The sequence below is a fragment of the Roseivirga pacifica genome, from assembly GCF_900111145.1.
Classification (GTDB): Bacteria; Bacteroidota; Bacteroidia; order Cytophagales; family Cyclobacteriaceae; genus Roseivirga; species Roseivirga pacifica.
Genome location: NZ_FOIR01000001.1, coordinates 1,344,045 through 1,358,640 on the forward strand (window position 1 = coordinate 1,344,045; position 14,596 = coordinate 1,358,640).

At 41.5% G+C, this 14,596-nt stretch carries 11 protein-coding genes; 8 read left to right on the forward strand and 3 right to left on the reverse strand.

Going from position 1 to position 14,596, the window contains the following annotated elements; genetic code table 11:
- The first annotated feature begins 36 nt into the window (after positions 1-36).
- Positions 37-1,380, forward strand: a complete 1,344-nt coding sequence (locus BMW98_RS05975) for an MGH1-like glycoside hydrolase domain-containing protein (protein ID WP_090257602.1) — start codon at positions 37-39, stop codon at positions 1,378-1,380.
- Positions 1,381-1,436: 56 nt separating this feature from the next.
- Here BMW98_RS05975 and BMW98_RS05980 read toward each other — a convergent pair whose 3' ends face one another.
- Positions 1,437-2,912, reverse strand: a complete 1,476-nt coding sequence (locus tag BMW98_RS05980) for a hypothetical protein (RefSeq protein ID WP_139177430.1) — start codon at positions 2,910-2,912, stop codon at positions 1,437-1,439.
- 47 nt (positions 2,913-2,959) lie between these two features.
- On the opposite strand from BMW98_RS05980, the gene BMW98_RS05985 reads away from it, so the two are divergent.
- The 4 genes from BMW98_RS05985 to BMW98_RS06000 are packed head-to-tail and all read left to right on the forward strand — an operon-like array spanning position 2,960 to position 6,205.
- Positions 2,960-4,057, forward strand: a complete 1,098-nt coding sequence (locus BMW98_RS05985; RefSeq protein ID WP_090257604.1) for a glycerate kinase — start codon at positions 2,960-2,962, stop codon at positions 4,055-4,057.
- A gap of 37 nt (positions 4,058-4,094) precedes the next feature.
- The gene (locus BMW98_RS05990; RefSeq protein WP_338060833.1) at positions 4,095-5,300 is read left to right on the forward strand and encodes an NAD(P)-dependent oxidoreductase; all 1,206 of its coding nucleotides are present in this window, start codon (positions 4,095-4,097) and stop codon (positions 5,298-5,300) included.
- Positions 5,290-5,949, forward strand: a complete 660-nt coding sequence (deoC, locus tag BMW98_RS05995) for a deoxyribose-phosphate aldolase (protein WP_090257606.1) — start codon at positions 5,290-5,292, stop codon at positions 5,947-5,949. The genes BMW98_RS05990 and deoC overlap by 11 nt, the downstream gene beginning before the upstream one ends.
- Entirely contained in the window at positions 5,936-6,205 is a 270-nt protein-coding gene (locus BMW98_RS06000; protein ID WP_090257607.1) for an acylphosphatase, read from the forward strand. Before deoC ends, BMW98_RS06000 begins: the two co-directional genes overlap by 14 nt.
- Here BMW98_RS06000 and BMW98_RS06005 read toward each other — a convergent pair.
- Complete coding sequence (locus tag BMW98_RS06005) at positions 6,195-6,707, reverse strand: hypothetical protein (RefSeq protein WP_090257608.1); 513 nt, start codon at positions 6,705-6,707, stop codon at positions 6,195-6,197. The genes BMW98_RS06000 and BMW98_RS06005 overlap by 11 nt on opposite strands.
- A gap of 262 nt (positions 6,708-6,969) precedes the next feature.
- Complete coding sequence (locus BMW98_RS06010; protein ID WP_090257609.1) at positions 6,970-9,528, reverse strand: M14 family zinc carboxypeptidase; 2,559 nt, start codon at positions 9,526-9,528, stop codon at positions 6,970-6,972.
- A gap of 405 nt (positions 9,529-9,933) precedes the next feature.
- On the opposite strand from BMW98_RS06010, the gene BMW98_RS06015 reads away from it, so the two are divergent.
- The 3 genes from BMW98_RS06015 (at position 9,934) to BMW98_RS06025 (ending at position 14,544) form a co-directional block, all read left to right on the forward strand.
- Entirely contained in the window at positions 9,934-12,471 is a 2,538-nt protein-coding gene (locus tag BMW98_RS06015) for a TonB-dependent receptor (RefSeq protein ID WP_222843604.1), read from the forward strand.
- 19 nt (positions 12,472-12,490) lie between these two features.
- Positions 12,491-13,654 carry a hypothetical protein gene (locus BMW98_RS06020; RefSeq protein ID WP_090257611.1) on the forward strand — a complete coding sequence of 388 codons (1,164 nt, stop codon included), beginning with the start codon at positions 12,491-12,493 and terminating at the stop codon, positions 13,652-13,654.
- A 104-nt stretch (positions 13,655-13,758) separates the two neighbouring features.
- Positions 13,759-14,544 carry an alpha/beta fold hydrolase gene (locus tag BMW98_RS06025; protein ID WP_090257612.1) on the forward strand — a complete coding sequence of 262 codons (786 nt, stop codon included), beginning with the start codon at positions 13,759-13,761 and terminating at the stop codon, positions 14,542-14,544.
- Positions 14,545-14,596: the final 52 nt, after the last annotated feature.

Consider the following 14,596-nt stretch of genomic DNA (forward strand, 5'->3'; position numbering starts at 1 on the left):
AGTTCATCGCTAATTTATACGGCTTTAACCCTGATTATGGATATACAATTTCGCCCCACTATTAAGGATGAAGCCCTCATCAAAGAAGCACAAAGAATACTAAATCACAACACTTGGGAAGGCCGCTATACGGTGCCGAGCTCCAAACTCTACCCATACCAATGGAACTGGGATTCTGGCTTTGTAGCAATGGGGTTTGCCCATTTCGATATTCCCAGAGCAATTAAAGAGCTTGAAAGCTTGTTTGAAGGGCAGTGGGAAAATGGCATGTTGCCGCACATTGTTTTTCATAGCAAAAAGCGAGAAGGTTACTTTCCTGGGCCATCTTATTGGCAGTCGAGCAAGGTGCCTGAAGCTTCTAAACTGGTAGAAACTTCTGGGATTACCCAGCCGCCAGTGCATGGCTTTATTATGGAACGCCTGTTTAATCAGTACCCAAATTCAAAGGAGGTGAAGGCGTTTATCAAGGCCTTCTACCCCAAGGTGCTCAAATTGCACAAATATTACTATGAACATAGAGACCCAAATAAAGAGGGCTTAGCCTTCATTTTTCACCCGTGGGCATCTGGCAGGGATAATTCACCGCTGTGGGACGATTTGGTGAAAACCATACCGATAAAGCCGGGTGATATTCCAAAATATAAGCGTTATGATAACCTAAAGGCAGACCCTTCTGAGCGCCCATCAGACAAGGATTATGACATTTACGTTTATCTAATGGAGCTGGGGAGAAGGCATAACTACGATGGGAATGCCATTGCTAAAGAGTCGCCATTCGTTATTCAAGACACCCTTTTCAATGCCATGTTAATCCGCTCTAACGAGGCGCTAATTAATCTTGCAGATGAGCTAGATTTAGATGCTGGGCCAATTGAAGATTGGAATGAGCAAAGCAAGAAGACCTTCGAAGAAAAACTGTGGGTAGAAGAACTAGGTATGTATACACCGTACGATCTGCGTAATGAAAAGCATATCAGAATGAAGGAAATTGGTGCTTTTACCGCGCTATATGCGGATATTCCTTCGTCATCAAGGGCTCGAAAGCTTCGGAACTACATTGAAGAAATGGCCGACCGTGAAGATGGCTTTAGGGTAATGCCTAGCTTCGATCCGGATCACTGGATATTCAACCCTAAAAAGTATTGGAAAGGCCCTGTTTGGCCACAAATGAATTGGCTGTTGTATCAAGGGTTGAACCGTTATGGTTTCCACGGCACGGCCAACCGGGTAAAGTATGATTTCTTGGATTTAGTGAATAAGTTGGGTTTCCACGAATATTACGACCCGCGCAGGGCAGTTGCTGACCAGCAGACACATGGATATGGAGGAGCAGATTTTTCTTGGACAGCGGCCGTAGTCTTGGACTTTATTAATGATTGATAGACTTCCTGATTATATGTTCTTTAGTTTGTTTTGGGAATTTACTCTTATTCTCGTTAGTCTTCCGAATTGGATTTAGTCAGGTATTCATAAAGGTTCAATCCAATACCGGTTAATTCAATAATATTAAATGGGTATTCACCTTCAACTGGGTACATTATGTTGTGACGATGTTGGTAGTCAAAGTAATCATAAGGCTTTTCTGAAAGCTGTTCTCTGAGCCAAATGGTCGGTTGAGTTATTAGGTCGTTTATCTGGAGATATCTTTCTAAAGAAACATCATCAGAGATTTTAAGGAAAATGTAAGAGTTCTGCTTGTTTTTGGATTTATAGTTATAGATAACTTCTTGTAGTTGATAGGGCGTAACTACTTGATTGTTGAGCCAAATCTTTTTACGGTCTGCCGTGATTATTATTCTATTCTTATGCATAACATCAGCAATGAAATAGCAGGGGTGGTTTTTTGGCCATATCACCCTTTTAGGGTTAACTCCTTTGTTTCTTAGATTACTAATAAATTCATCTGCTTCTTTACAGTCAAAAGGGCGATAATAAGATGTGCCCATGTAGGAATTAAGTTTGTTATAGTGATCATTCTCTACTGAATTTGCATGAATATTTATTACGTATGCATCACTAATTGCCCAAATGGTAGATCGTATAATATTAAAGTCTTTCAACTTTAAATCTTGATCTACTAAAAGATTAAATATTCTCGGATGGGTAGTGTTCTTTATTTCTTCTTTAAAATTGTCCCAATCTAGCTTTTGGGGCTTTCCATAACGAGCATTGAAAATTGTAAAGAATGTATCCGAACCTTGAGCAATAATATACTTTTTGGAGTACCTGTTTCTGAAGTAGTAACCGGATTCAATTGTCGGTAGCTTGAAGTCATAGTTTTCTATAATGGATACTTTTTGAATGAACTTATTGAGCCGATTATGAGAGATTGGTTTTATACTTATTAGAACTACAATGAAAAGGCCGCTAATGGCTAGTGAAAGCCCTAAGTTTCTAAAATAGAATTTGCCAAATAGTTTATAAAAATGAAGCCAGGTATTAAGGAAGAATACCGCTGGAGTGGCGTACATAAGAAAGAGTACTAATCCAAAATCATCTATTTTTTCAAACTCAAAATTGATTGCAAAGAAGAATATGGCTACTACCGATAAAAACCTTGAAATAACCGCGAGGTTAAGCCATGATGTGAATGCAACTTGAGTACTAATGGTCTTGGTAATTAAAGAGCGTTTTGAGCCAGCTTTTCTTGTGAGTTGTTGCCTGAGAAATAACTGAATAGAAAACGAAAGCCCAGTACAAACAGAGGTGGCGGCTATAAAGAAATTAAAACCTTTTATTGGGGTTATCTTTTTGCTGAAGTAAAGGTCCTTCATTACTAATGGCATTCCTTCAGTCAAGTATGCGAGAATGAGGTACAAGGCAATTGAAAAGGTAAACCAATAAGCTATGAGAACAGCGACTTCCGTTTTCTCGAACCGATAATTATTTCTTAAAAACCCTTTTTTGAGCACAATTGGTTAGTTTGTGTGATATTGAAACTTAATTAAGCATTTTATCGATGCATATCCTTATTTCTCCCGACAAATTCAAAGGTTCATTAACGTCAAATCAGGTTTGTGCGGCTATTGAGGCTGGTATTAAAAAGTATAACTCAGAGGTTACTTTTACCACACAGCCCTTGGCCGATGGTGGAGAAGGAACATTGGATATTCTCAAAGCAGTTTTAGGGCTTGAAAAAGTGACGGTTACAGTGAATGATCCACTAATGCGTTCGATTGATACCTATTATTTAAGAAATGAAAAGGTCGCTTTTATAGAGATGGCGAATGCTTCGGGTTTATTGTTGTTGAGGCACGAGGAGAGAAACCCTTTACTCACTTCTACTTTTGGTACCGGAGAGATGATAACCCATGCATTGGATAATGGTGTGCACGAAGTGTACCTGATGATTGGAGGAAGTGCCACGAACGATGGAGGCATAGGTATGGCACAAGCCTTGGGTTATAATTTTGGTTTGGGAGAAGAAGTGCCAAATGGTGCAGCTTTATCCGAAATTCGGTCTTGCGATAAATCGAATATCCACCCTAGGATTAAGGAAGTGAAATTCACGGTGCTTTGCGATGTACAAAATCCATTAATTGGTGAGCAGGGAGCTGCAGCCGTATATGGCCCTCAGAAAGGTGCTAATGATGCAATGGTGAGGCAGCTAGATGAGGGGCTTCAAAACCTAGCAAAGGTTATTGGCAATGGCCGTGAACAGAACCCCGGAGCCGGAGCTGCAGGGGGCTTGGGTTACGGTGCAATTTCATTCTTAAATGCAGTACTCAAATCGGGAATTGAAACGGTGATGGAGCTGACCAGCTTTTCTCAGCATTTGCAAAAAGCCGACTTGGTAATTACAGGTGAGGGGCAATTAGATGCACAAACCCTATCGGGAAAAGTAATTGCTGGTGTAAAACAGCAAGCCGATGAGTTGAATAAACCAGTGGCTGTTATATGTGGAGTGGCTAGGGATATTGAAGAGGGCAATGCACTCGGATTACAGCATATTTATCAGGTAATGAGTAAAGCTGAATCTGTTGATGATGCCATGAAAAATGCTGCCAGGTACGTTTCTGAGCTTACCACAGAATTACTCCACGACTTAAACTTTTAGATGCTCAGCTTTTCCTTATTTTTACCGCATGACAAAAATGACACTCGGTATAATCAAGGAAGGAAAGGTGCCAATCGACAGAAGAGTACCGGTAACGCCAGCTCAGGTGGGCGAAATCATTAATAGCTACCCTGATGTTACGGTTAGGTGCCAACGTAGCGATATCCGCTGTTTCGAAGATTCTGAATACGAAAAAGTTGGTGCTACTTTGGTAGACGATGTGTCTGATTGTGATGTGATTATTGGCGTGAAGGAAGTGCCCATGAGCATGTTGGCCGATGGAAAAACACACTTCTTTTTCTCCCATACCATAAAAAAACAGGAGTATAACCGTGAGTTACTCAAGACAATAATTCAAAAGAAAATCAGGCTGGTTGATTGGGAATGCCTTACCGATACAGATGGCAAACGACTGATTGCCTTTGGCCGTTATGCCGGTATTGTGGGCGCTTATAATGGCATACTCACTTTTGGCAAACGCTATAATCTTTTCCATTTGCGCCCTGCCCATACTTGCTTCGATATGGAAGATATGGCCAAGGAGTACGCTAAGGTTAAACTTCCTCCTGTTAAAATTGCCCTTACTGGAGGGGGGCGTGTTTCAAAAGGAGCCATGGAGGTACTCTTTGGTATGGGAATTAGAAGAGTGAGCCCTGCTGAGTTTTTGAGTGAAAACTTTAATGAGCCGGTATTTACACAGCTGAATACCCGCGATTATAATCAGCGTATAAATGGTGGAGGTTTTGATAGAGATGAGTTTTACAGCGACCCTGTGAATTACGAGTCTACCTTTTTGCCTTATGCCAGAAAAGCCGATATACTAATTGCAGGAGCGTTTTGGGATCCGGCAGCACCGGTGCTATTCACGCGTGAAGATGCGGAAAAGAATGATTTTAAGATCAAAGTGATCGCTGATATTACCTGCGATATTGAAGGGTCAATTCCTTCAACCAAGCAACCAAGTACTATTGACGACCCAGTTTACGATTACAATCCGAGCAACGATAGGGTAGAGCCGGCCTTTAGCGATGAAGGAAACATCACTGTGATGGCAGTTGACAACCTGCCTTGTGAATTACCAAGAAATGCTTCTGAAGACTTTGGGAAGGAGTTCGTGGCCCGAATTTTCCCTAACCTAATTGGCGAAGACAAAGGGGCAATAATTGAAAGGGCTACAATTACTGTGGATGGTGTTTTAACGCCTCCATATAAATATTTACAAGACTTTGTAAATGGACATTAACCGATACATAGAACATACTAACCTTAAGCCTACTTTAACCGATAAGGATATTGATGCCTTGGTAGTTGAGGCAAAAGCGTATGATTTTGTAGGTGTTTGTGTACCTCCTTTTTGGGTTAAAAAGGCTGCAAGAGAAATTGGTGATGCGCCTATTCAGTTGGTCACTGTTATCGGTTTTCCTTTGGGCTACCAAATGACAGAAGCAAAAATTGCTGAAGTTGAAAAAGCCTTGAATGATGGTGCTAACGAACTCGATGTGGTAATGAATATTTCGGCTTTTAAGGCTGGAATGCCGTGGGCTAAAATTGAATTGGCTAAGTGCGCTAAGCGAATTCATGATGAAGGTGCGATGATGAAGGTGATTTTGGAAACAGCCTATCTCAGCGAAGAAGAAATCATTCAAGCCACAAAAATGGCCGTAGACGCGGGTACCGATTTTGTGAAAACTTCTACCGGTTTTGCGCCAGAAGGAGCCAAGGTTAATCACATAAAGCTTATGCGGGAGCATGCGCCTTCAAATGTTGGCGTAAAGGCTTCTGGCGGCATTAGAACTTTGGCCGATGCACGAGCCATGATTGATGCTGGAGCAGATAGGATTGGCGCTTCGGCTGGGGTAGCAATAATGAAGGAGTGGAATGAAAGCCGTTAAAATTCAGGTTTATGGTGTGGTTCAGGGTGTTTTCTTTCGTGCCAGCACTAAGCAAGCAGCTGATCGGTTAGGCTTAAAGGGCTGGTGTAGAAATGAGCCTGATGGTTCTGTCCTGATTGAGGCTGTGGGCAACAAAGAGCAACTTGAGCAATTTGAAGCTTGGTGTAATGAAGGCCCAGAGATGGCGCGTGTAGATAAACTACTAAAAACCGAAGTTGAGGTCGAGGAATTTCCTGACTTTGAAATTAGGCGCTAGCTGCTGCCTTGTACTTCTGAATCCCCTTATGCTTGTAGATTTTCAATCCAAAATGGTCGTAACAGCACAGCTGAATTCTATTCTGGGCTAGTTCCACTCTGTTTTCAGCACGGAAAAACACTGTAAGTTCTAAGCCAGCGATAATAAAGTTTTTGCGGGTAGAAAGACCAGCAATGTAAGCTTCAAATGCGGCTTTCCAATCTTCTTCGTACTTCTCGTGGTGGCTTCTACCGTCAAACAAAAGCTCCAATTGGTTATGTCCAATCTCATAGCGATAGAAGCCGGCAAGTGTATCGTACAACTCATCAAAGTGCGATACATTTTGCGCCTGATAAGCCTCAATGGCTAAGGTCTGGTTGTCTTGTAAGCGAAGCGGGTTGAATTGGATGTAGTAATGTTCCTTAATGAGGTCGACAAGCTTTGTTTGAAGCTCAACCCGCATATCTTCCTGCACCTGCTTTAAAACGTAGTTCTTGTCGAGTAGAAAAAGTCGATTACTCACTTGGGATAGTTTTTTCAAAAATAACCAAAAAAGAAAAAGGGAGAAAGTTAAAAGTGCTTTGCTTTCTCCTTGCCAAAATTATTCCTCCTCATTTGAAGAATACTTTCCATGCTGATAACACTAAAGAAAAAAATCTCAAAGTGAGTTTCGATGAATACACTGAAGCCGACAAGTATTGACTCGGTTTAAGGTCTAAAAGGTCGCTGCCGAAAACTAATTACCCGACACAACTAATATCCTCACCAGTTGGTTTGTGCTAGTGTTATTTAGCTGCCGAACGATTAATGATCGGGCCGAAGAAGATCGCGTTCATCATTAGCTTATTGGTACCGAACCAAAATGCTCTGAAGTTCGGGTTGTCTACTAACGAAACTACTTTTCCGCCACCCAAGGCATTTACCCTAATGGTAGAAGAGTTGGCAAGCGTATCTAAGTTTGGTTTGTTGATCCAGCCACTCAAAAGTGGTTTCTCAGTATACAATCCAGGGTTAGCATACATTTCATCAGCTGGTAGTACCATTACATTTCCTCTTCTAAAGGTTGGCAGTTCTTCTCGGTAGTAACCGAAAGCCATAGGGTGACTCAACTCCAATTTCGACATATAAACACCGCCTGGAATATACTGGGCACGCTGGTGGTTTGAGATCATGTCGTATGGAACTTCGGCAGCGTCTAAACTTTCCATTTCTATCATTTTTAATGGCGATAGCCCATTTCTTGCCATCCAAGATACTGCTGAGGTTGTACCGATTAAGGTATTGCCTTTTTGCACCCAGCTTTTAAGGTTTTCTAGTTGCCCTTTAGATAAGTTTAAACCTCCCGAGATAATAATTGTGTTGTAACGGTCAATGTCATTACGTCCTAGTCGGTCGTAAGGTAGCTTCGTTACCGGCATTTTCATTCGGGTGTCCAACAGGTGCCAAACTTCTCCAGCATCGTAGCTGCTGCCACCTTCAACAATTAAGGCAATTTCAGGCTTCTTCAGTGCTTCAAACGAGTTACTACCCAGGGTAACTCCAGCAGTAAGGCCAGAATTAAGCGCATAGATGTTCAGTGCGTCTGTCTGAGAAATTTCTAGCATTTGCTGAAACAATTCCCTTTCTGTAAGCGATTGGTTAGCTACTGGCACTAGTATGGTTCCACGGTCAAATTCCCTGTCGCCAGGACCAGTAAACTTGCTGGTAGCCACCTTAATTCTTATGCCGCTTTCAAGCAATTTGTAGGCAGCTCTTGGGGCATAATAGCCGTGCCATTCAAACACATAAGCGTAGTTGCTCTGGCCGCCATATACTTGTCCTTGGGGAAAGCGTAGGTCTTCAATTTTGTCCCCAAGCTGGCTTCTGCTGTAGTCTCTGCTCGACATTTCATGGTACTCTAAATTGAAAGCCAGTGGGTAAGTCCAACCAGAAATATCGTAAAACAGGCTGTCTTGAAACTCTGTTCGCTTTTCAAACATGCCTTTAATAATGCGATAGTTGCGCTGTTTTAACGGAACGATGTAGCTGTTTTCTGGTAAATACTCTTCTTCATTAAAGCTCAGTTTTCTTGAAGGTTTATAGAAGTCAATTTCTTGTTCGTTAAGAATATCGGCCAAATGGTAAGCTCTTGCCGGATCTTTTTCTGCTTTAAAGATGTAGGCCTTGGTGGCATCATCGTCTGCAGCTTTAAGCGCTTTTTTGTAGAAATCTCGTTGATATTCTAGCAGTTCTACGCGCATGCTTATTGCCGCACGCCAGGTTGAAAGTGCAGTATTGAATTGATTTTTTATGGTAAAAGGAAAGCGTAGTACGCCATTGGCACTTTCTTGCGCATGTCCTCGGCTACTTGCTTGCTCAAATAGAATACCTACACCTCCATTAATGTCAGGAAAAGTGGAACCCTTGCCGTAGTAGAAGTCATCGTAACCTTCTGCTGTGAAGTAAAGTGAACCGATACTGTCGAGTGCAGCAGCATGAAATTCACCAATCTTAGCGGTTAGCTCTTGGTTTTCTTTTGGGGTAATTGGGTGGGTGCGCTCGGGTACTCCAGGCTGAAAGAAAAATGTGGAGTTGGTGCCCATTTCGTGGTGATCGGTTAAAATGTTTGGCTTCCACAAATGGTACTGAGTAATGCGGTTTCTCGATTCTGGCTGCTGTACCGGTAGCCAATCTCTGTTAAGATCGAACCAATAGTGGTTAGTTCTACCGCCAGGCCAAACCTCGCTGTATTCTCTATCGCTAGGGTCGGTATTAACCACTTTGCCTTTGTGCATGTTTGCCCAAGTTGAGAACCTAGTAAGGCCATCAGGGTTATAAGCAGGATCCAAAAGGATTACTGAGTTTCTTAATGCATTGTCAATTGCAGGCCCCTGTGCAGCAGCTAAATAGTATGCGGTAAGTAAAGAAGCGTTTGCCCCGCTTGGCTCATTGCCGTGAATACTGTGCCCCATGTATATCACAACTGGCATTTTCTCCACATCAAACTTATCGGCCTCGTTTGGATAAGTAAGCCAAACGTGGTCGCTGCGCAGCTTGTCTATGTTAGCTAGGTTATTCGGGTGCGAAACGGTAACAATCACTTGCTGACGACCTTCGTGGGTTGTGCCAATCTCCTGAATGCTCATTCTGTCGGAGGCGGCCGCTAAAGCCTTCATGTAATAAACCAGCTTGTCGTGGGTAATGTGCCACTCGCCCACTTCATGGCCAATCACCTCTTTGGGGGTGGGTATAGAAGGGTTATAGCTAACATTTTGAGGTAAATAATACGAAAGGTCTAATTGTGCTGTTGCTTGGAAACTTATTGCCAAAAAAATCAGCAAAAAGAGGCTTCTCATTCTTTCCATAGGGGCTTTTCTCTTAAAAAATCCAATATACAGATAAGTTCAACTTTTAAAAAGATGTGTTTTATTGATGAAGAGTCAAGTCTTTTTTACTTTTGTTTCGGTGAAACGGGAGGAGGAGCCGAGTGTGGTTTTTCCTCCTTAATTATTTAAAAACTAACTGATGTGCTTTAGAGAAATGGTCTAACTGTCTCAATTGTAGTGAATTGGTGTTTGTTAAAAAATGTGAAAGCAAGTTTTTCAAAAATCAAAAGGCATATGTTAAGTTGAAGTTAATATGAATTCACATTCGTAGCGAAAGCATAACATTTGTCAAGCAGTGACGACCCTAATTCACAGTACTTTTGAACTAGAATTACTCTAAAACTAACAGTGAATCTAAATCTAATTTACTTTAAAAACTCTTTTATGATGAAACAAGTACTAGTCTTATTGACTGTTCTGTTTTCTGCTACTTTTTCTTATGCCCAGTCAGGCAGTGTAAAAGGTAGGCTAATTGACGGAGAAAACGGAGAAGGTGTTTTCGGTGCTTCTGTACTGGTTGTAGGAACAACCAAAGGAGCTATTTCCGACTTTGATGGTAACTTCAAAGTTGATGGTCTTTCAGGAGACGTAACCATTAGAATTACTTACTTGGGTTACGCTACTATTGAAATTGAAAGAAACGTAACTGGCGAGGTTGACCTAGGTGAATTAACACTAGAGCCAACTTCAATCGGTTTGGATCAAATTGAAGTTGTTGCTTCTGTTGCTGTAGATCGTAAGACTCCTGTGGCAACTTCAAGCATTAAGGCGCTTGAGATTACGGAAAGAGCAAGTAACCAGGAATTCCCTGAGTTGCTTAAGTCTACTCCAGGTGTTTACGCTACTAAAGCTGGTGGTGGATTCGGTGACTCTAGAATTAACCTAAGAGGTTTTAATTCAGAAAACGTTGCTGTATTGATTAACGGTGTACCTGTTAACGATATGGAGAACGGTAGAGTTTACTGGTCAAACTGGGCTGGTTTAACAGATGTTACTAGTCAAATGCAGGTTCAAAGAGGTCTTGGTGCTTCTAAAGTTGCGGTACCTTCTATTGGTGGTACTATCAACATTTTGACTAAAACTACTGATGCTGAAAAAGGTGGTAACATTGGTTACTCTTTCGGTAACAATGGTTTCCAAAAAACTTCTTTTGCTTTGTCAACTGGTCTTTCTGAAACTGGATGGGCTGTTTCTTTGGCAGGTGCAAAAACTACTGGTGACGGTTATGTAGACGGAACTTGGTTTGAAGGTTACAACTACTTCTTTAACGTAACTAAGCAAATCAACGATAGCCACATCCTTTCATTGACAGGATTTGGTGCTCCTCAAAAGCACGGTCAGAGACAAAATAGAACTACTATTGAGAACTGGCAAAATGCTCCTAACCCACTAACGTTTAACTACGATTACGGTATTTACCAAGGAGAGATTAAGTCTGTAGAAGATAACTTCTACCACAAGCCTCAGTTCTCTTTGAACCACTACTGGACTATCAACGAGAAGTCTGAACTTTCTACTGCAGCATACGCTTCAATCGGTACTGGTGGTGGAGGTGGAAACTTAGGTTTCAACAACTTCAACGCTCCAAGAATTGCTGGTCAATACAGCCCAATTGATTTTGATGCATTGGTAGCAATGAACGAAGAAAACGTAGATGGTAGCGCTTCTGTAGCTTTGAGAGCTTCAAGAAATGACCACAAATGGTACGGTGTGCTTTCTACTTACTCTAACGAGTTGAACGACAACCTTACAATGTTAGTAGGTGCTGACTTGAGATACTACAAAGGTATTCACTTCCAAGAAATCACTGACTTGTTAGGTGCTGAGTACTACATTGATAACAGTGATGTTAATAACCCTAACAATGCTGTTAGAACTGGTGATAAGTATGGTTACTACAACGATGGTGTTGTAAACTGGACAGGTGCTTTTGGTCAGTTAGAGTATTCTAAGGATGATCTTTCTGCATTCTTTAGTGGTGCTATTTCTAACACAGGTTACAAAAGAATTGATTACTTCACTTATACTCCAGACCAACAAGAGTCTGAGACTTTGAACTTCATCGGTTTCCAAACCAAAGGTGGAGCTAACTATAACTTGAACGATCGTCAGAACATTTTCGCTAACATTGGTTACTTCGAGAAGGCACCAATCTTCGATAACGCCTTCGTAAACTTCAGTAACGATGTAAACGAAGATGCTGTGAACGAAAAGATATTCTCTGTTGAGTTAGGTTACGGTTACAGAACTACAAACTTCAACGTAAACGTGAACGTTTACAGAACGCAGTGGATAGACAGAGCTTTCTTGAGATCACTTCAAGGTGCAAATGGAGAAGACTTTACTGCTAACCTTACAGGTGTAAACGCTGTTCACCAAGGTGCTGAGGTTGAGTTCAACTACAGAGCTTCAGGTGCGCTTAACTTTAGAGGTATGATCTCTATGGGTGACTGGCAGTGGGAGAACGACTTGGAAAATGTACAAGTGTTCGATCAAGATCAAAACCTAATTGAAGAGTTCGACCTAAAAATTGCTGGTCTTAAAGTAGGTGACGCTGCTCAAACTACTGCAGCATTAACTGGTGAGTACAGATTACTTCCTGAGTTCAAAATTTCTGTAGACTTTAACTACTACGCTAACCTTTACGCATCTTTCGACCCACTTAGTAGAAGAGGTGATGTAGGTAGCGCAGCGGCTCCTCAGGCATGGAAAGTTCCTGAGTGGACTACTTTCGACCTAAGATTGAAGTATGACTTCAAGATTGGTGACTTTGACGCTAGCTTGTTCGGTAACGTGAACAACGTGTTCGATACAGAGTACATTGCTGATGCTAACGATGGTGCAAACCACGATGCTGCTACAGCTGTAGTTTGGTATGCCCAAGGTAGAACTTGGACTGGCGGTATCAGATTGAATTTCTAATTTGAAAACGACACTTAAGATGAAATTTACTGCATATAAATCTATTATGGCTGTTGCATTGGCAACGGTGTTTGTAGCCTGCGACCCTCTTGACGAGGTTTATGACGAGATTCCTGCAATTAATGATAACACCATTTCTGCTGAAATGGAGCTAACATTGACTGATGATGATTACGAGCTGTTAGAGGATGTGCCAGGTGGATCTGGTCCTGCTCAGTACGGCAACTTTGACCACCCAGATGAGCCTAGAGAATTTATCCCTTACATTTTGGATGCTAGATTCCCTCACTTGGGTAAAGGTTCTTCTGCAAAAGTTACTTACCATTATTACAATGGTAGCTCTCCTTACCTTTCTGATGATTTAGGAGATGTAACTGTATCAGATCAGGAGTATGATGACTTAGGGTACCGTTACGGTAACTTCGATAACTTGGAGGCTGACCTACCTAAGTATGCTGCTTACAAGTTTCCTAATGCCTCTAGAGGTGCTTACGTAGACGTAACTCACGATTACTACAATGGTGGTTATACTGAGCGTGATGTGGAAAGCAGAGTTGTATTAACTGGCCCTTATGGTTGGATGTACACTTACATGATTCCTAGCGATGCTTATCAGGATTTCTTCCAAGAGCCATTCTCTAACTTTAGCAACACTGACGAAGCTGAAGCGAAGATTCCTGCTTACTTGCCACAAATGCTTCCTTTTGCTGAAGAAGGTGATGCTGTACTTATCGGCTACGTTTACTACGATGATGGTGTTCAAGATGATGTTGCTCACTTCACTCTATCTAACGGTACTTGGGTACTTTATGGCGATGGTTTCCAAATCACTGAGGAGACTCTAAGCTTTGGTCACGATGGTTCTGATTGGGTGCCTGATAACACAATTCGTTACGATTTTAGCAGTGCTGATTATGCTACAGTAGCTGCTGAGTACGCTGGTACTCCTTGGGGAGATAACCTTGGTACTTACGGTAACTTTAACAGAACAGGTGGCGGTACTTCATGGGATGATGACACTATGCTAGAAGCAATTGCTTATGTACTTGCTAATGGTGACTTCATTAACGAAGAAGGACAGAAGTACGTTGTAACAGTTGTTGTTTACAACGGTGCTACTGCTACTGAAGACTGGTCTTTGATTTACGAAGGCGGTGAGTGGGTATTGAATTCTGCAGAGTAATTCTAAACCTAAACCTATAGATTTAAAGCCTGCCTTGTGCAGGCTTTTTTTATGCCCTTTGAATAATTGCAGAACTTATTTCTTTAAAATCAGTTGAAAGAAAGATGCTGTATTATAAGGCTTATAAGCATAGTACTTCTAAAGAATGGGTAACGTTTATTCATGGCGCGGGCGGTAGTTCGTCTATTTGGTACAAGCAAATCAAAGCCTTTAAGGCAGAATTCAATGTGTTGCTGATAGATCTTAGAGGTCATGGGAAGTCCCAAGAGGTTTTCGAGAGGTACTTTACCAATGAATACAATTTCGAAAACATCTCTATTGATGTGCTCGAAGTACTGGATCATCTTAGTATTCAAAAGACACACTTTGTTGGTATTTCTTTGGGGACAATTCTAATGCGAACCATATGTGAGTTAGCTCCCGAACGTGTGCAGTCTTTGGTAATGGGTGGAGCAGTAACACGCCTAAATGTTCGCTCTAAACTACTAGTGGCTGTGGGCAATGCTACCAAGCGCTTTATCCCTTATATGTGGCTTTATAAGCTCTTTGCATGGATTATTATGCCACGCAGGCGAAATGCTGAGTCGAGAATATTGTTTGTTAATCAGGCCAAAAAACTATGTCAGTCAGAGTTTATTCGCTGGTTTAAGCTAACGTACAAACTGAACCCTGTACTCTCATATTTTAACGAGAACGACACGCATTTACCAACACTTTACCTGATGGGCGATGAGGATTATATGTTCCTTCCTCAAGTGTTGAAACTTGTAGATGGACATCAAAATTCATCTCTGCAAATAATATCAAACTGCGGGCATGTTTGTAATGTAGAGCAGCCTGAGGTTTTTAATGCAGCTGCCTTGGGCTTTATCAAGCAGCATAGTCATTAAAAGCTTGATAGAATCATTATTGTCAGAATTCATTATATTATGGGAAAGAAAT

Coding starts and splice junctions, on each gene's coding strand:
- BMW98_RS06000 (WP_090257607.1), top strand. CDS start 5,936: ATGAAAGCCGTTAAAATTCAGGTTTATGGTGTGGTTCAGGGTGTTTTC.
- BMW98_RS06010 (WP_090257609.1), bottom strand. CDS start 9,528: ATGGAAAGAATGAGAAGCCTCTTTTTGCTGATTTTTTTGGCAATAAGT.
- BMW98_RS06025 (WP_090257612.1), top strand. CDS start 13,759: ATGCTGTATTATAAGGCTTATAAGCATAGTACTTCTAAAGAATGGGTA.
- deoC (WP_090257606.1), top strand. CDS start 5,290: ATGGACATTAACCGATACATAGAACATACTAACCTTAAGCCTACTTTA.
- BMW98_RS06020 (WP_090257611.1), top strand. CDS start 12,491: ATGAAATTTACTGCATATAAATCTATTATGGCTGTTGCATTGGCAACG.
- BMW98_RS05975 (WP_090257602.1), top strand. CDS start 37: ATGGATATACAATTTCGCCCCACTATTAAGGATGAAGCCCTCATCAAA.
- BMW98_RS05985 (WP_090257604.1), top strand. CDS start 2,960: ATGCATATCCTTATTTCTCCCGACAAATTCAAAGGTTCATTAACGTCA.
- BMW98_RS06015 (WP_222843604.1), top strand. CDS start 9,934: ATGATGAAACAAGTACTAGTCTTATTGACTGTTCTGTTTTCTGCTACT.
- BMW98_RS05990 (WP_338060833.1), top strand. CDS start 4,095: ATGACACTCGGTATAATCAAGGAAGGAAAGGTGCCAATCGACAGAAGA.